Annotated in this window: 14 protein-coding genes; 7 read left to right on the top strand and 7 right to left on the bottom strand. The window is 38.4% G+C overall.

Annotation, left to right across the window (positions count from 1 at the left end):
* Positions 1-3: 3 nt before the first annotated feature.
* From OD757_RS07690 to OD757_RS07680, 3 genes are all read right to left on the bottom strand, one after another.
* A complete protein-coding gene (locus tag OD757_RS07690; RefSeq protein ID WP_263031450.1) occupies positions 4-1,008 on the bottom strand; it encodes a formylglycine-generating enzyme family protein in 1,005 nt (334 codons plus the stop codon).
* Positions 1,005-2,681: an arylsulfatase gene (locus OD757_RS07685; protein WP_263031449.1), complete on the bottom strand. Its 1,677-nt coding sequence runs from the start codon at positions 2,679-2,681 to the stop codon at positions 1,005-1,007. The genes OD757_RS07690 and OD757_RS07685 overlap by 4 nt, the downstream gene beginning before the upstream one ends.
* A 171-nt stretch (positions 2,682-2,852) precedes the next feature.
* The gene (locus OD757_RS07680; protein WP_263031448.1) at positions 2,853-3,470 is read right to left on the bottom strand and encodes a rhomboid family intramembrane serine protease; all 618 of its coding nucleotides are present in this window, start codon (positions 3,468-3,470) and stop codon (positions 2,853-2,855) included.
* Positions 3,471-3,627: 157 nt separating this feature from the next.
* Here OD757_RS07680 and nfuA point away from each other — a divergent pair, with 157 nt between their 5' ends.
* Together nfuA and OD757_RS07670 are read left to right on the top strand one after the other, a co-directional pair.
* On the top strand, positions 3,628-4,266 hold the full coding sequence (gene nfuA / locus OD757_RS07675) for a Fe-S biogenesis protein NfuA (RefSeq protein ID WP_009386614.1): 639 nt from the start codon (positions 3,628-3,630) through the stop codon (positions 4,264-4,266).
* A gap of 164 nt (positions 4,267-4,430) precedes the next feature.
* Positions 4,431-6,470: a ligand-gated channel protein gene (locus OD757_RS07670; protein WP_263031447.1), complete on the top strand. Its 2,040-nt coding sequence runs from the start codon at positions 4,431-4,433 to the stop codon at positions 6,468-6,470.
* Between the two features lie 22 nt (positions 6,471-6,492).
* On the opposite strand, the gene OD757_RS07665 is transcribed toward OD757_RS07670, so the two are convergent.
* Together OD757_RS07665 and OD757_RS07660 are read right to left on the bottom strand one after the other, a co-directional pair.
* A complete protein-coding gene (locus tag OD757_RS07665) occupies positions 6,493-7,500 on the bottom strand; it encodes a hypothetical protein (protein ID WP_263031446.1) in 1,008 nt (335 codons plus the stop codon).
* A 27-nt stretch (positions 7,501-7,527) separates the two neighbouring features.
* On the bottom strand, positions 7,528-8,553 hold the full coding sequence (locus OD757_RS07660) for an alpha/beta fold hydrolase (RefSeq protein WP_263031445.1): 1,026 nt from the start codon (positions 8,551-8,553) through the stop codon (positions 7,528-7,530).
* A gap of 283 nt (positions 8,554-8,836) precedes the next feature.
* On the opposite strand from OD757_RS07660, the gene OD757_RS07655 reads away from it, so the two are divergent.
* Positions 8,837-9,451: a carbonic anhydrase gene (locus OD757_RS07655; RefSeq protein ID WP_003653067.1), complete on the top strand. Its 615-nt coding sequence runs from the start codon at positions 8,837-8,839 to the stop codon at positions 9,449-9,451.
* Positions 9,452-9,486: 35 nt separating this feature from the next.
* On the opposite strand, the gene OD757_RS07650 is transcribed toward OD757_RS07655, so the two are convergent.
* Complete coding sequence (locus OD757_RS07650; protein WP_263031444.1) at positions 9,487-10,110, bottom strand: arylesterase; 624 nt, start codon at positions 10,108-10,110, stop codon at positions 9,487-9,489.
* A 44-nt stretch (positions 10,111-10,154) separates the two neighbouring features.
* Between OD757_RS07650 and OD757_RS07645 the strand changes: the two genes are divergently transcribed.
* Positions 10,155-10,847 carry an ABC transporter ATP-binding protein gene (locus OD757_RS07645; RefSeq protein ID WP_263031443.1) on the top strand — a complete coding sequence of 231 codons (693 nt, stop codon included), beginning with the start codon at positions 10,155-10,157 and terminating at the stop codon, positions 10,845-10,847.
* A 3-nt stretch (positions 10,848-10,850) separates the two neighbouring features.
* Positions 10,851-13,310: an ABC transporter permease gene (locus tag OD757_RS07640; RefSeq protein ID WP_263031535.1), complete on the top strand. Its 2,460-nt coding sequence runs from the start codon at positions 10,851-10,853 to the stop codon at positions 13,308-13,310.
* A gap of 1 nt (position 13,311) precedes the next feature.
* Here OD757_RS07640 and OD757_RS07635 read toward each other — a convergent pair whose 3' ends face one another.
* Positions 13,312-14,121 carry a rhomboid family intramembrane serine protease gene (locus tag OD757_RS07635; protein WP_263031442.1) on the bottom strand — a complete coding sequence of 270 codons (810 nt, stop codon included), beginning with the start codon at positions 14,119-14,121 and terminating at the stop codon, positions 13,312-13,314.
* Positions 14,122-14,197: 76 nt separating this feature from the next.
* Here OD757_RS07635 and mtgA point away from each other — a divergent pair, with 76 nt between their 5' ends.
* Both mtgA and ppk1 read left to right on the top strand, forming a co-directional pair.
* A complete protein-coding gene (gene mtgA / locus OD757_RS07630; RefSeq protein ID WP_263031441.1) occupies positions 14,198-14,875 on the top strand; it encodes a monofunctional biosynthetic peptidoglycan transglycosylase in 678 nt (225 codons plus the stop codon).
* Between the two features lie 105 nt (positions 14,876-14,980).
* Positions 14,981-17,059, top strand: a complete 2,079-nt coding sequence (gene ppk1, locus OD757_RS07625; RefSeq protein ID WP_263031440.1) for a polyphosphate kinase 1 — start codon at positions 14,981-14,983, stop codon at positions 17,057-17,059.
* Positions 17,060-17,082: the final 23 nt, after the last annotated feature.

Here is a 17,082-nt window from a genome sequence, read left to right as displayed (position 1 = left end):
AAACTAAACAGACCGTAAAATTGTTCGAAAGCCCACATGAGTTGCTGCCAAATCAAAGTCTTGAGGATAGCGGCTACTGTTTCGATAACGTGAACAATAATTTTGAGCACAAAGAAAAGATCCGCCTTTAATTACATATTGTGTACTGGTGATTTGTTGTTGTCTTAAATCAGAATAATTTCCCATATGTTGATCATGAGCCCCTTGATATGGAGATGATGTCCATTCCCATACATTTCCAATCATATCAAATAGTTTGAAATTATTAGGCGCAAAGCATCCAACCGGGGCAACACCTTTAAAGTGATCTTGATTTAGGTTTTGAAAAGGGAACTCACCTTGCCAGTAATTTGCTTGGGGATGTTGGTGTTCATCGGTAGGGGCTTGATGTAAGGGCGTATCAGTTTTTGAATTGACTTTAGCTGCATATTCCCATTCTAGTTCTGTTGGTAAATCATGTCCTAGCCAGACTGCATAATGTTCAGCATCATTTTTACTCACATATCGCACAGGTTCATTCGGATTAGCTAGGGCGCCAGTACTGCCATTTGGGGTTTTCCATGTATAACCTGATTTTAGCTGCCACCATTGCTGTGGATGATGAGAGTCTGGTGAAAAAACTGCAGCCTGCTTTTGTTTTTCGGCATCTGTAATATAGCCTGTGGCTTTCACGAAGCTTGCAAATTGAGCAACGGTAACTTCTGTCTGATCAATCCAGAATCCTTTGACTTCCCGTTGTTTTTTTCCAAAATTAAGTTCATCTGGATAGGCTTTTTCAGAACCAAAATTGAAATGCCCATCAGCAATTAAAACCATCCCAGCGGTAGGTTGTTTGAGCCAACCTTTAGGTAGTCCCGTGTAGTTTTTACACTTTTCAATAGAGCCTAAGTCAGCTAAAGAAGTTTGCTGCTGTAACGAGGGTGCAAATTCAGAAACTTGTGAAGATTGACTACAGCCCGTCATAAAAGACAGGCTGATGGTTGTAACTAAAAATGGTTTCAATTTCATTTGGCGTTGTATTCCTGCACGCCATTCTTTTCAGTATATTTTTGATAAACTGATAAGAGCTCTTGCACTTTAGCAGGATAAAGCTGAGCAACGTTTTGTCTTTCCCCTCGATCCGTTTTAATGTTGTATAGCTCCCATGTTCCTGTGCCTAATTCAGGGCGTCCTTGAAGGGCAATTTTCCACTCTCCTTGTTTTGCATATTTGCTGCCATGTAACTCATCAGCAAAACTAAAATTTTCGGGGCGAATCGTGGTTGTTTTATTTTCAAGCAAAGGTTTCCATGAAACCCCTGATGGCGTATTAATGGTACGACCATTATATTGGCCTTGAGGTACGGGAATATGAGCATATTCTAGTAAAGTTGGGAAAACATCGAGTACTGATGCAAAGCTATGATTAGTTTCTTCTGCTTTTTTCTGGTTCGGTAATTTCACAATAGCAGGCGCTGTGGTTGCACCTTCGCCAGCTGTATCCTTCCATAAATGGAATGGTGCGGCACTCACTTCGGCCCAACGTGGTCCAATATAGTGATACGAAGTAGGCGTGCCCACATTTGTTACTGAGTTATCAAAACCAGATTCGCTGCCATATCCGCCACGTACAAAACCTTCTGCACCGTTATCGGAAACAAAGAAAATTAAAGTATTGTCATAAAGATTATTTTGTTTGAGGTATTGAATAATTCGGCCCACATTGGCATCGAGATTTTCAACCATGCCTGCATAAATTTCCATTTTACGGGCTTCAAGCGCTTTTTGTTCAGCTGTTAACTCATCCCATTTTCCATATTTTTGTGGAGCATTCTGTGTCGCAATTGGTTCTGCTGCATCAAAGTTTGCAGGGATAATCCCGAGCTGTTTTTGCCTAGCAATACGTGCATTACGAATAGCATCGTAACCGACATCATAAACTCCACGGTATTTTTCACGGTATTCAGCAGGTGCCTGAATGGGCCAGTGAGGTGCTGTATAGGCCGCGTAAGCAAAGAACGGTTTGCCGCTATTTTTGCCTGAGTCTAAGTAGCTTAGTAATTTATCGGTAAAATAATTTGTCGAGAAAAAGTCATCAGGCAATGCCGAAACAGGAATAACTTGACCATCTTCTGTATAGGTTGAATTTCGCTTAAAGGCACTCGGCGCTTGCTTAAAGTGGTGATCTAGACCTTGTAATAAGGTAAATGAATGGTCAAAACCTTTGGCGTGTGCATTTGTTTCAGGGGTTAGCCCTAAATGCCATTTACCGCTGATATAAGTGCGATAGCCATTATCTTTAAGTACTTGTGCGATGGATAGCGAACGGTCGTTTAAATACCCTTCGTAACCTGGCTGTCCTTTCAAACGCTCTGGCGTGAGTTCAGCCATTGCACCAATGCCAGCTAAATGGTGATCAGTCCCAGAAATAAGTTGAGAGCGTGTCGGAGAACAGGTTGGGGCGGTATGATAGTCGGTTAAAAGGCGACCTTCTTGAGCCAAACTATCAATATTAGGGGTATGAATTTCTCCACCAAAAGCTCCTAAATCTGAATAGCCTAAGTCATCAGCCATAATAAATAAGATATTCGGTTGCTTAGGTGTGCTTACGACATTTTCTTGATTATCGTTGTCATTACATCCAGCCAAAGATAAGCTAAATAAAGCAATGGAAAGGCTAGATAAAATTGCTTTGTACTTCATTGTATCATCTGAATTATTAAAAGAATTGGCATGAGTTTAATCAGATGGTTTTTGCAATCAAAACAACGAATTGATCAAAGAAAATCAGAAAAAAGACTGAGAATTTATGGTGATAAACAAATGAGAAAAAAAGAAAAGCCCATAACGGGCTTTTTCTTAGATTTATATACTTTAGAAAGGAAGGCGAGTGAGTTGGTCTAAGAAATGTGGAATGACTTTTGGCTCAAGTAAAATGGTTACGATGATCCCGTAAGCTGCACCCCACAAATGAGCGCTGTGGTTGATATGACTATTACCGCGCTTACCAGCCCAAATACTGTACGCCACATATAAAATCGCAAAAATAATAGCGGGTACAGGAATGAAAAATACAAAAATCAGTTTCCATGGCTGGAACAGAATATAAGCAAATAAAACAGCTGAAACAGCACCAGACGCACCTAGGCTTGCCCAATTCGCATCAGTCTTGTGTTGTAGATAGCTTGGTAAAATTGCGAAGATTAAGCCACCTAAGTAGAACAACACAAAACCCATGTCATAAAAATACTGGCGATAAAAACTTTCAATAATACTGCCAAAGAAAAACAGGGTGATCATGTTAAAGAGTAGATGGGTTCCATCGGCATGGATAAAGCCATGAGTAATGAAGCGATCAATTTGTCCACGTTGCATTGCAGGCGGCCAAAAAATCAACCGGTTCATCACGTTCTGGTTGCTAAAAGCAAGTAAAGAGATAATGACCGTAATAATAATAAGAGTAACTGTATGGTTAAATGGCAAATGCAACATAAGAAATATTTAAAAAATGATCAATACTGGCCCAATAATGCCATTAAAAACTTAACTTGAAACCCTGTTGTGTATAAATCCGACAAATTTAGTTGATTTTTTTTAAATCCACCTCATCTTCGGTTAATATAAAGGCATCAGCTTGAGGAATATTGTTATGTCGACTGAGAACACCAACACTGCTGTTGCAGAAGAAATTCCAAACCTTTTGATTACACCATCTGCACAAGAGTATTTGCACGATTTATTGTCGAAGCAAAATACTCCGGGAATTGGCGTTCGAGTTTTTGTTGAACATCCAGGTACGCCACGTGCAGAGTGCTGTATGGCATATAGTGCACCAGAAGAAGTAGTCCCAACGGATTATAAACAGGACTATCCTGATTTTCCTGCATATATTGATGCGCCATCGATTCCTTATCTTTTAGATGCTGTAATTGATTACAATAAGGACCGTTTTGGTGGTCAGCTCACTTTCCGTGCACCGAATTCTAAAGTTCCACGTGTTGGTCCAGATGCATCAATTGAAGAACGTATTACTTACATTCTTCAAGCAGAAATTAACCCAGGTCTTGCAGGGCATGGCGGAAATTGTAGTTTGGTAGAAGTACAAGATGACCCAGAACATGGTTTAACTGCTGTATTGAAATTTGGTGGTGGTTGCCAAGGCTGTTCTGCAATTGACGTTACCTTGAAACAGGGCGTTGAAACTACTTTAAAAGAGCAGATTCCTGAGCTTCAACGTGTGGTTGACCAAACTGACCATACGCAAGCTGAAGGTGCTTATTTCAAATAATTAAATTATTTGAAAAGTGAAATAAAAAAGCCTCGTAATGAGGTTTTTTTATGGCTATCAATTGAAAATAATTATCAATATTGTTTATTTTATCATTTAAATTTGTTACATTTGTTTAAGTAAAACTTAATATTTATTCATAATTTAATGTGTTGGAGTCGGATATGACGAAAAGTATTTTCCAATCTGTATTATCAATTTCGGTACTTACAGTAATGTTTCCTACGGCTTATGCCGCTGAAAGTGAAAATATTTTAGTTGATTCTTCTATAAAAAATAAAAAAGAAGGTGAAGTTGCACAATTAGAAAAAATAGTCGTGACAGCAAGTGGTTTTGAACAAAATATAAAAAAAGCAGCAGCTTCTATTTCGGTTTTAACTCAAGATGAGATTAATAAAAAAGCATATCGTGATGTAACTGATGCACTTAAAGATGTGCCTGGAGTGGTTGTTACAGGTGGGGGAAGCTCATCTGATATCAGTATTCGTGGAATGGGAAGTACATATACAGTCATTATGGTTGATGGTAAGAAGGTAAATACACGTTCTGTGCGCCCTAACAGTGATAACTCAGGTATTGAGCAAGGTTGGTTACCGGGAATTGAAAGTATCGAACGTATTGAAGTTATTCGTGGACCAATGTCTGGTCTATACGGTTCAGATGCGATGGGTGGTGTTATCAATATCATTACTAAAAAAGTTGCAGATGTTTGGAACAGTTCAGTTAAGTTAGACACAACAATTCAAGAAAATAATAAATCTGGAAATCTTTACCAAGCCAATACTTATGTTTCTGGCCCATTAATTAAGAATTTACTTGGATTAAAAGCCAATGGCACATTTTCACAAAGAGATGAAGATGAAATTATTGGTGGTTATAACAAACAAAAAATTCGGGCAGGTGGGACTACTTTAAGCCTTACACCAAATGATCAACATACGATTGAACTTGAATACCAGCGTTCTATTCAAAATCGTAATGCGACCATTGGAAAAACGGTTTCACCTGTTCAAACTGGCCGTAATCCACCAGCGGATTCATTAACAGACTACTACCGTACAGAATATAGTTTAACGCACCGTGGTGATATTGGTCCTGTGAAGACTCATTCTTATATTCAACGCGAAGAAAATAAGAACCCGTCTAGAAATATGGAAGCTGTAAATACTACATTTAACACCCTTAACCAGATCACACTCGCAAATCATGCGCTTAGCGTGGGCGGCAGTTATCTCAAAGAGGAATTAGATGATTTAGGTAATCAATTAAAAGTGGGTGGATCACAGCCTGTTTCTAATTTAGATCGTTATAGTTGGGCGTTATTTGCAGAAGATGCATGGAATATTATTGATCCTTTCACTTTAACAATGTCATTACGAATGGATCAGGACGAAAAATTTGGAGATCATTTCAGTCCTAAATTATATGGGGTATGGACTTTAAATGATAACTGGATTATTAAAGGCGGTGTATCAACAGGCTATAAAACACCTGCATTAAGAGCGACTGTAGCAGAATGGGGACAAGCGACAGGAGGGAGCAGTTCTGCAGGAGTAATTGTTGGTAATCCTAATCTAAAACCTGAAAAAAGTACGAACTATGAGCTTTCATTCTCTTGGGATAATCTTGATAACTTGAATGCGGGTTTAACGATTTTTAATAGTGAATTTAAAGATAAAATTACAGAAGTTAGAACCTGTTCAGGTGAGGCAGGCGCTCGCGAGTGTAAGTGGTTAGGTCTGGATTTTGATTTTGTCAGTCAACGTACAAATGTAGATAAAGCCAATATGAGGGGTGTTGAAGCGACATTTGGTTGGTTGATTTCACCAGATTTAAAAATGAACGCCAATTATACTTATACCGATACTGAACAAAAAAGTGGTCAATTTAAAGGTCAACCTTTAAACGAAATGCCAGAACATATGTTTAATACTACCTTAGATTGGCAAGTTAATGACTTAGTAAATATGTGGAGTCGTTTGAATTTCCGTAGTAAAACTTCTGAATATTTAAGTCGAACCTCAATGGCTGAAGGAAAGCCTGCTTATGGATTGGTTGATGTTGGTATGAACTATAAACCGACTGACAAGATCCAATTTGCGGCAGGTATTTACAACTTATTTGATAAAGACATAGATGTGGCAACTTATAATTATGTTTTAGATGGGCGTCGCTATAATTTAGGAATAATTTATAAATTCTAAGCGATTAAATAACAAAGGCGCTTTAAGCGCCTTTGTTATTTAAAATATTTAATGCTTTTTCAGAATAATAAAATTTTTCTAAGTGAACACGGGCACGTCGTCTTAAATGTCCTGTTGTAACTAACTGCTGTAATACAGGGACAAGCAACTGAGACAGTTCGTGTTGAATTAAGTTTTCATCGATATTGAGGTCACGAAGTAACAAGTCAAAATTACGTTCCTGATTTCGAACATACCAAGTATAGATACCATCATGTACTTGTTGTTTCAGGTAAGAAGTTTGGCGCATGTGGTCCCAGATTTCATGCCCTAAACCCACAGTTTTTGATAAATCCTGAACCTCTATATAATTTTTTAAAACAGAAAGCGGCATGGCTTTAACTTTATGCCAAACATTTGCCTGAAAATGATAGAGCTTATCATTGTCAAAATGTTGGTTTAAAACACGCTCACTCATTTGGCTCAGTTTTAAAATATTCTTTTGCAAATAATGATTAATCGTATCGTCTAGATTCGAATCGGTCACAGTTTCTAGAACCGATTTTCCCATTTTCATAAAACGGCCTACACCTGGCACACGTTTTGACATAGATTCATCTAAGTAATCATGCATTGTTTGTTGAATCAGTTGAGTCAAAAGTGCTGAAAATGCAGGATTATTAACTATCGTTTTAATGATTTTTTTACGATGCTCTTCTTTACTTGCAACGTATTGTGCAATTCCATCAATGGTTAAAACAGGAATAACATCTTCAATTGTTGTACTGTCATTGATTGGATGTATAAGTGCAAAACGAATATGTTCTGCAATTTGTTCAATCAGAAAATCAGAAGCAGGAGTATCTAAAATCTGTTTTTGAATGAGTTGCTGAATATGCTCAAAAGTCCAGAGGTGCTGTAGTTGCCGACTACCCAACCAATGATAAAATTGCTCAAACTCTTGCTGGATGGTATTGGCCTGAGCAAACTCTTCATCTAAAAAATCTAGATGAGCTTCAATGAGTTTTTCTATGAATGGCTGAGTAGACATAAGGTCTCGCAAGTCTGAAAATTGGAATTAGGGAGTACTGGTTTTAGTGGTCTGATTGGCCTCGACTTTTAATAAAAAAGGCAAATATTGCTGAACCACTAATTGCTCAGCTTCCAAGATTGGCATATGGCCAACATTCTCTAAAATAACCGGAGGTTGGGCATTTTTTAAAAGTCGTTTTAGTTCACTAGCGACTTCTACATTAATAATCTTATCCTGTTTACCCCATAAAATCAGTGTTGGTGCATCAATCGTCTTTGTTAAAACTGCAAATGAGTCGGGGGTGTAAACTTTATTGAGTGCAATAAGCTGATCAACCAGTTTTTGAGTTTGAGGTGCTTGATTAATCATGAGCTTTTCTTGAGCTTCCAGAAACTCTTTAGGGATAAATGGCGGGCTAAACATGGTTTGCTTTAACAAATAGTTAAAGTCTCCCTTTTTAGACACTAACAGCTGCTTTAAGTAGACAGGATCTTTTAAGTAAATTGTATTTGCAGAACGGAAAATTCCGCCACTATCAACCAAGAATAGGCTTTTTGTTTCAAATGGATATTGTCCGGCATAGAGCAGGGCAATTGAGCCACCCAGTGAATGCCCAGCAATATGGATTGGACCTTTTAAATTTGCGGCTTCGATAAAACGTCGTAATTTTTCAGCAAGATTAGGAACAGAATAATCAAAGTCCTGCGTAACTACAGTTTCACCACTGCCCGGTAGATCTGGAATAATGACATGATAATTTGCTGTCAGATAACGAGCGACACGGTTCCAGTTATCACGACTACCTCCCAATCCATGGATGAGTAACAAAGTAGGTTTGCTGGTAGAGCCACCTTCACTATAAGACCATTTTACATCGCCAACTTTTAAACTTTTGCTTTGTAGACCTGCCCAGTTTCGCTCTTGCTGTAAGATATTTTGAAAGCTCACATCAATTGTATCTGCTGCTTTTGTCTGCGAAATACCCATTACTGTGGTAAGACTACATGCTACGGTAAATGCTATAGCAGCTTTTTTAAAAGCAGTTTGAGTTGATACAAACAGTGTTGTCATAAGATTTCATCCTTGAAGCGTGAGCGATTGGAAAATTATTGAAAAACTTTGCCAATGAGTCATTTGCCAAACGATTAAAAGGGAGAAAATTATAGTCAATCCATTTGCTAAAGTATGTCTATTTTTTCACTAAACAGTAGGGAATTTGAGGTTAAATCCACCTTAAAATGAATTAAGGATATTTAAATTTTTTCATGACAAAGGATTTATTTTTTGTCAGTGACATTCAAATTTTGACACATTAAAATGATTTCTAACCTTGAAAAAACAATGGAAATATAAAATGCCTACTGCGCAAGAAGTTTTAGATCGTCTGAAAGCTGGTAATCAACGATTTGTAAATGGAAATACTTCCCTTGCAAAAACCTTATCGCATCATGAACGCGCTGAAATGGCAAAGGATCAAAATCCGTTTGCGATTGTATTAGGCTGTTCAGATTCTCGTGTTCCAGCAGAAATGGTATTTGATCAAGGTCTTGGTGACTTATTCGTAATCCGTGTTGCTGGTAATGTGGTTGCTCCTTCACAAGTTGGTAGTGTTGAGTTCGCGGCAGAACGCTATGACTGTCCAGTTGTTGTTGTATTAGGGCATAGTCATTGTGGCGCTATTCAGGCGACAATTGATACGTTGATGAACCCTGATCAACCGCCATCATCTAACTTAATGTCGATTGTGAACCGTGTTCGTCCATCAGTTGAAATTTTAATGCAAACTGACTTAAAAAATGATTTGAAAAAATTATCGTGTCATGCGGTACGTTCAAACGTTTTTGCGTCGGTCAATCAGTTACGTCATGGTTCAAGTGTGCTTGAAAGCTTGATTGCGAAAGGTGAGTTGATTGTTGTGGGTGCAGAATACTCACTAGAAACTGGTGAAGTTACTTTCTTTGATTTTTAATTAGATTAACAATAATTATTAAAACTAAAAGGTGCCTACAGGGCACCTTTTATATATGGATAAGCTAAATTAAGTAATTTTGATTGTGCTTGAGCATTTGGATGAATCAAGTCATTTTGCATAAGCTGTTTTTGACCTGCAACACCATCGAGGAAAAACGGAAGTAATTTCACCTGATATTTTTGGCTGACAACTTTATAGTTATTTTCAAAAGCTTTGCTATATGCAGCCCCATAATTTGGCGGAATTTTCATGCCAAAAAGAATAACCTGGGCTTTTTGTTTTTGGCTTAATTGAATGAGCTGATCCAGATTTTTTTGAATCATCTGTGGTGGCTGACCACGTAAACCATCATTTCCACCTAATTCAATCACGACCACATTAGGTTTATAGGACTGTAATAATTTAGGTAAACGGGCTAAAGCGCCGCTGGTTGTTTCTCCACTAACACTTGCATTGACCACTTTGTGTTGTTTGGGATACTGTTGGTCTAAGCGTTTTTGCAGTAATTGTACCCAACCTTGTTTAGGATCAATTCCGTAACCGGCACTAATACTATCTCCTAAAATTAAAATAGTTTTCGCCGATACAAGCATGGGCAACATACTTAATGAGATGAGCATGATGCTTTTAGAACCAATCAAAAAAGATTTATACATTTGTACTTCGACCCTGATTCTGAATACATAGGACTTTTCACATCATGCCACAACCCATCATTGCTGCCCATCAAGTTACACAAACTATTCAGATTAACCAAAATCAGTTTACGATTTTAAAAAATATCGATTTAGAGATTTTTGAAGGGGAGCAGGTGGCAATTACTGGGCGTTCCGGCTCAGGTAAATCAACATTATTGGGAATTTTGGCAACTTTAGATCAACCAACTGAAGGAGAAGTCTGGTTATGTGGTCAAGCTGTTCATCAATTAACAGAGGAACAACGCGCCCAAATCAGAATGCAGCATATTGGTTTTGTATTTCAGTCTTTCCAACTTTTGCCTCAGTTGAGCGCGCTTGAAAATGTGATGTTGCCCTTACGATTACGTAAAGATTTTGATTATAAATCCGCAGAGAAAAAAGCTTTAGATTGGTTGCATCGAGTAGGGCTGAGTCGTCAGGTTGAGCAAACACCTAAAGTCTTATCTGGAGGGGAACAGCAACGTGTTGCGATTGCGAGAGCTCTTATTGCAGAACCACAAATTATTTTTGCGGATGAACCGACAGGAAACTTAGATGGTCAGACAGCACAGGAAATTGAGAGTCTACTTTTTGATTTAAACCGAGAGTTAGGTACGACACTGATCTTGGTGACCCATGATCGTAATTTAGCAACCCTTTGTCAGCGCCATGTTGAGTTAGATGACGGCCGATTAAAGACAGTACAGGGTGGTTAAATGATGCGTAATCTTCTCAAACCACTTTTGCTACAAAGTTTTCGTACGGGTGGATTATATCTACTTATTATTGCTTTATCGCTTGCGATTAGTGCAACCACAGCCCTGAAATTTAGTAATGACCAAGTGAAAAATGCAGTCAGTCTGCAAGCTTCGCAAATGCTAGGTGCTGATTTAGTTCTGTCGAATAATGAGCCTATTGAACAGCCGTGGAAAAAAAGGGCAGAGCAGCTTGGTTTAAAGCAAACCAATGTCACTCTATTTAGCTCTATGGCTCATACACAAGATCAGTTTGTCATGGTCAATGTAAAAGCGATAGAACCTGCGTTTCCACTTAGAGGGCAGCTTGAAATTGCGCCAAAAACTCAAGCGATTCAATCTGGTGAAGTCTGGCTAAGTCAAAGAGCTGCGGACTTATTAAAAGTAAAAAGGGGAGATATTGTTTCTATTGCTGATGGCTCCTTCCGTTTTAGCGGCATGATAGTGCGTGATTCAAATCAAGAACTCGGTTTTTCGGGTTTTTCACCTACCGTCATTATTCATCAAGCAGATATTGCTAAAACGCATGCAATTCAAACAGGCAGTAGAATCGATTATCGACTGTTAATGTCTGGTCAACCTGAACAAGTTCAGGCATTTTCAAAGCAATTTAAGCAACAGCATCAACCTTCTAAAGAACCAGATGAAGCGGCGGGTCTACGTTTACGTGATGCGAGTGAATCAAATAGTCGGTTATTACGCCCACTTGAAAACCTAGATACCTTTTTGCAATTAGCCAATATTTTAACGATTTTGTTGTGTGGAATTGCCATCGCTTTAACGAGTCAAAGATATGTTCAGCAAAACCAAGATCATATTGCACTTCTTAGATGCTTAGGCGCTAGTAAGTTCCAAATTTTATGGGCCTATATTGGATTACTTTGTATTGTCAGTGCGATTTCAATTGTGATGGGAAGCCTTTTAGGTTTAATCATGGGATATGGCCTGCTGCAACTTATGCTGCAATTAATTCCTCAATTAGAGTTAAGTTTTTCGCTAATACCACTTTTACTTGGGCCTTTACCAATCGCTATTTTTACGAGTGTGATTGTGCTGCTCGGTTTTATTTTGCCAAGCATTTGGGAGCTTTTAAATACACCTCCAATTCGGGTGATTCGGGAAGAAGCCAAATCTCGAAAATCATTATTCTTTATGTTTTTTGCAGGTATTAGCAGTCTGATTGTTTTTAGTTTGGTGTTAAGTGAAAACTTGATGCTCAGCATTATGGTTCTGGCTGCGATTATTGTTCTTTGTATTTTGCTGTATACCGTTGTTTGGCTCATGCTTCGTAGTTTAAAAAAGATGAAAAATCGTTTGTCTTTTTATATTCGTTCACCTTCGCAAAGTGCCTTACAAATTACTGCACTGGCTTTAGGCTTAAGCCTCATTACAGTACTCAGTGTATTAAGAACAGATTTATTACAGCGTTGGCAGCAACAGCTTCCTGAAGGGACCCCGAATCAATTTGTATATGGTTTACCTCCATTCGATTTAAAACCTTTTGAGCAACAGTTAAAGCTACATGGTTGGCAAAGCACGCCGTTATATCCAAATATCCGAGGCCGACTGGTAGCAAAGAATGATGTACCTTTTTCAGAAGAAGCCATAAAACAAAATAACTCTTTGCGTCGTGAATTGAATTTAACGCAATCAAATCAATTGCCGAATGACAATGCCATTACAAAAGGGCAAGCCCAGTTTAATGGTGTAGGGCAAGTTTCAGTTGAAAGTAAAACTGCCGAAAGTTTAGGAATCCAAATTGGAGATAAGCTGACTTTTAGCTTGCCTGAAGGCACGCTGCAAGCCAAAGTTGTTAACTTTCGAAATGTAGAATGGGAAAGTTTTAGTCCTAACTTTTTCTTTATTTTTTCACCTAAAACTTTAGATGAAAATGCAGGAAGTTATTTAGGCAGTTTTTATGTACCGAAGCAAGATCAGCCAAAAATGATCAATATTATTCAGCAATTTTCAAATACAGTATTTATTGATGTTGATCGAATTTTAGATGAAGTAAAACGCTTAATGAATGTCTTGGTCAAAATAGTGACTGTACTAGCAGCATTGGTCGGTTTTTCAGGTGTATTAGTACTGATTGCATGTTTAAACCTATTAATGGACGAAAGGCGCCGTGAAGTTGCTTTACTACGCTCATTTGGTTTATCTAAAAATAAAATGAAGCAAATGCTCAGTTTTGAGATTGGGTTCTTAGGTCTGTTAGCAGGCATAGTTGCCTGCTGTTTTGCTGAAGTGATTAGTGCGATTGCCAGTTATAAAATGAATATGGCAATACAGTGGCATATGGAAATATGGCTGATTTTACCCCTAGGTATGATGCTAATTTGTGCCCTGATAGGTCGTTATCGACTCGGTTATCTTTGCAACTTACCACCTTTGCAAAGCTTAAGAGAATTAAACCAGCTGTAGCTTAAGGAATAATATCAGGGTTCTGAATGATGATTTCATGCCATAGTGGAAGTAAAGGTGAGTTGAGTTGTACACAGTATATATATAAACCACCTGTAATAATTACTGCTGCTAATAAGCCTAAAATTTTGAGTGTATTTTTAAATTTACTGACATAGCTTAAGTACCACATGAGTGCAAGGAATGCTCCAATTACCATGCCGCCAATATGTGCGGCATTATTAATACCAGTTGCGACAAAACCAAAAATAAGGTTGATTGCCATAATCATTAATAATGCTTTTTTATCGAGTATGTAGGCTTGACGTGGGAGTGGTGGGAACAAAGAAAGAACTGTTAATGCAGCACCTAATCCCATCACGGCGCCCGAAGCTCCGGCACTGACATGAGGTAGTAAGCTCTGATCAAAGTGTTGTAGCAATTCATGTCCATTTTGAATGGTCATATAACTACTTAAAAGACTACCGAATAAGCCAGCAAGTAAATACATCCCTATAAAATAGAAGCGACCAAATAGTGACTCAGCAACATTACCGAAAATATAGAGGGCCCACATGTTGAGCATGAGATGAACAAGACCAAAATGAAAAAACATGCTGGTAAATAAGCGTTCGGGCTGCCCGGTAAAAGTCAATGGTGTAAAATCTGCACCCCAATGAATAGCATCTTTCATGGCAGGGTCGCTAATATCGACACCCGTCGCAATTTGCCAGACAAACAAACCTACATTAATCAAGATCAATAGGGCAGTCAGCCACCAAGTTTGTACATTGAGTTTACGATTAATGTGCGGAGGCTGATATTGAGTCATGCTATGCTTTTGTTATATATGAACATGCTTAACAGCTTAACATGAAAAAAGTTGAATACAGGAGATCAGGACGAACATGAAAGCTTTTATTGTTCGCGTGTTGTTAATTTTTATCGGGGCAATTCTCCTCATTCAACTTTGGATTTTCTCAAGTTTAGTTTGGTGGCGGACACATGAAGTGGATACGACCATGTTTATGCGATTAGATTATTGGTCAGATACATCTGAGCCGATCATTCATGAATGGCGCGACTATGATGATATTAGCGACAATTTCAAACATGCGATTTTAGCGGGAGAAGACGCAAAATTTATTCACCATCATGGTTTTGACTGGGATGGTATTCGTTTTGCTTTAGAGCGCAATAATGAAAAGGGTGAAGTGGTTGCTGGTGGTTCCACCGTGTCTCAGCAACTTGCAAAGAACTTGTTTTTATACAATAAGCGTTCGTTTATTCGTAAAGGCCAAGAAACTGTCGCGACTTGGATGATGGAGCGGATGTGGTCAAAACGCCGAATTCTTGAGGTATATATGAACTCGGTTGAGTTCGGCAAAAATCGTTATGGTATTGAAGCAGCCGCTCAATATTATTATGGAAAAAGTGCTAAAAGCTTAACGCGCGAACAAGCTGCATTCTTAGCCGCATTATTGCCTGATCCGAAATATTATCAAGATCACCGCAATGATCGTAAACTACAATATCGAAAACGCGTTATTTTACGTTATATGAATAGCACCCAGATTCCTGAATAATGCTGTTTTAAAGATGTGTTAATTTTTTAGTTTTTACCAAATTGTCATATTTTTGCAGCATACTGGTTTATAGAGATTTTGGCTGGATAGAGAATAGAGTTAGACATGAATACAGCGATTACACCAACGAACCCAATAGAATACAGTTATAATGACCGTTATATAAATCGTGAATTGTCTATTCTTGACTTCCATTTACGTGTATTGGAACAAGCGGTAGACCCTTTACATCCATTGCTTGAACGAATGAATTTCTTGCTCATTTTTTCACGTAACCTTGATGAATTCTTTGAAATTCGTGTTGCGGGAGTAATGGAACAGTTTTCTTTAGGCAATGAAAGTCGTAGCCCTGACGGTCTTACACCAAGACAGGTTTTACAAAAAATCTCTGAAACTGCTCATGCTGCGATTGAGCGTCAATACCGTATTTTAAATGAAGAAATCTTACCTAAGCTACGTGAAGAAGATATTTGCTTCTTACGTCGTGGTGAGTTAACTCCAGCCCAGTCTGCTTGGGTAAAAAAATATTTTCATGAACAAGTAGCGCCTGTATTAACGCCAATTAGCTTAGATCCAGCACATCCATTCCCAAGACTCGTTAATAAAAGCTTGAACTTCATTATTACTCTTGAAGGTAAAGATGCTTTTGGTCGTCAAATTGATTTAGCTGTTGTGCCTGCGCCACGTTCATTACCTCGCGTGGTACGACTACCAGATGAATTAACAGGTGGTAAAGAACATCACGTGATGTTATCGGCAATTATCCATGAACATGTGTCTGATTTATTCCCGGGAATGACAGCAACTGGATGTTACCAATTCCGTGTTACACGTAATGCAGATCTAGCATTAAATGAAGATGTTGAAGACTTAGCTAAAGCATTAAAAGGTGAATTAAGTTCTCGTCGTTTTGGCCGTGCAGTTCGCTTAGAAGTAACTCATAACTGTCCACAGCATATTTATGAGTACTTACTTGAAGAGTTCGATTTAACCGATGAGCAATTATATAAAGTTGATGGTCCGGTAAACTTAGCTCGTCTAGTTTCAAATTTTAAACGCCCTCATTTGCGTTATGACTCGCATACACCTGTTGTGCCTAAAGTGTTTAAAAAGACCGAAAGTATTTTTTCTGCAATGCAGAAGCAAGATATTTTGCTTCATCATCCGTTTGAATCTTTTGCTCCTGTGATTCAGCTACTTCGTGAAGCCGCTCGTGATCCACAAGTCTTAGCCATTAAACAAACGTTATATCGTAGTGGTGCTGATTCTGAAATTGTACAAATTTTGGCAGAAGCGGCGCGTAATGGAAAAGAAGTTATTGCCGTTATTGAATTACGTGCTCGTTTTGATGAAGAATCAAATATTGAAGTCGCGAACGTTTTACAAGAAGCGGGGGCAGTCGTTGTTTACGGTATCGTAGGTTATAAAACCCACGCCAAAATGATTATGGTAGTGCGCCGTGAAAATAATAAGTTGGTACGTTATGTTCATTTAGGAACAGGTAACTACCATGCAATGAATGCTCGAATTTATACTGATTATGGTCTCATGACCACAGATAAAGATCTGTGTGAAGACGTACACCGTATATTCCAAGAATTGACTGGTATGGGCAAAATGGCGAAATTGAAAAAGCTATTACATGCACCATTTACCTTACATGCTCAGCTCATTAACTTTATTGATGAAGAAATTGCCAATGCCAAAGCAGGCCGTAAAGCTCAAATCATTGTGAAAGTAAATGCATTAACCGAAGTCCAGTTAATCAATAAATTGTATGAAGCTTCTCAGGCGGGTGTTCAAATTGACCTGATTATCCGTTCGATTTGCTGCTTACGTCCAGGTTTGCCGAACCTGTCGGAGAATATCCGAGTGCGTTCAATTGTAGGACGTTTCCTTGAGCATACTCGCGTCTATTACTTCAGTAATAATGGTGATGCACGTATTTACTGTTCAAGTGCAGACTGGATGGACCGTAATTTATTTAATCGTGTAGAAGCGTGTTTCCCTGTTGAAGACCCTGCATTGAAAAAACGTATTTACCAACAAGGTTTGGTAAATTACTTACAAGATAATCAGCAAGCATGGTTGCTACAAGGCGACGGTACTTGGATTCGTGCTGAGCCAGCAGAGGGTGAAAAATTGCATAATGCTCAAAGGGCATTATTGGAAATCATTAAATAATCAACTTTCACGATTAAATAAAA

This window comes from Acinetobacter sp. AYS6, from assembly GCF_025630795.1.
Taxonomy (GTDB): Bacteria; Pseudomonadota; Gammaproteobacteria; order Pseudomonadales; family Moraxellaceae; genus Acinetobacter.
This window is presented reverse-complemented; position numbering and strand designations above follow the sequence as displayed.

What these genes read in the sequence shown, in the direction of transcription:
- OD757_RS07690 (WP_263031450.1), bottom strand. Translation starts at nt 1,008, where the DNA reads ATGAAATTGAAACCATTTTTAGTTACAACCATCAGCCTGTCTTTTATG.
- OD757_RS07685 (WP_263031449.1), bottom strand. Translation starts at nt 2,681, where the DNA reads ATGAAGTACAAAGCAATTTTATCTAGCCTTTCCATTGCTTTATTTAGC.
- OD757_RS07680 (WP_263031448.1), bottom strand. Translation starts at nt 3,470, where the DNA reads ATGTTGCATTTGCCATTTAACCATACAGTTACTCTTATTATTATTACG.
- nfuA (WP_009386614.1), top strand. Translation starts at nt 3,628, where the DNA reads ATGTCGACTGAGAACACCAACACTGCTGTTGCAGAAGAAATTCCAAAC.
- OD757_RS07670 (WP_263031447.1), top strand. Translation starts at nt 4,431, where the DNA reads ATGACGAAAAGTATTTTCCAATCTGTATTATCAATTTCGGTACTTACA.
- OD757_RS07665 (WP_263031446.1), bottom strand. Translation starts at nt 7,500, where the DNA reads ATGTCTACTCAGCCATTCATAGAAAAACTCATTGAAGCTCATCTAGAT.
- OD757_RS07660 (WP_263031445.1), bottom strand. Translation starts at nt 8,553, where the DNA reads ATGACAACACTGTTTGTATCAACTCAAACTGCTTTTAAAAAAGCTGCT.
- OD757_RS07655 (WP_003653067.1), top strand. Translation starts at nt 8,837, where the DNA reads ATGCCTACTGCGCAAGAAGTTTTAGATCGTCTGAAAGCTGGTAATCAA.
- OD757_RS07650 (WP_263031444.1), bottom strand. Translation starts at nt 10,110, where the DNA reads ATGTATAAATCTTTTTTGATTGGTTCTAAAAGCATCATGCTCATCTCA.
- OD757_RS07645 (WP_263031443.1), top strand. Translation starts at nt 10,155, where the DNA reads ATGCCACAACCCATCATTGCTGCCCATCAAGTTACACAAACTATTCAG.
- OD757_RS07640 (WP_263031535.1), top strand. Translation starts at nt 10,851, where the DNA reads ATGCGTAATCTTCTCAAACCACTTTTGCTACAAAGTTTTCGTACGGGT.
- OD757_RS07635 (WP_263031442.1), bottom strand. Translation starts at nt 14,121, where the DNA reads ATGACTCAATATCAGCCTCCGCACATTAATCGTAAACTCAATGTACAA.
- mtgA (WP_263031441.1), top strand. Translation starts at nt 14,198, where the DNA reads ATGAAAGCTTTTATTGTTCGCGTGTTGTTAATTTTTATCGGGGCAATT.
- ppk1 (WP_263031440.1), top strand. Translation starts at nt 14,981, where the DNA reads ATGAATACAGCGATTACACCAACGAACCCAATAGAATACAGTTATAAT.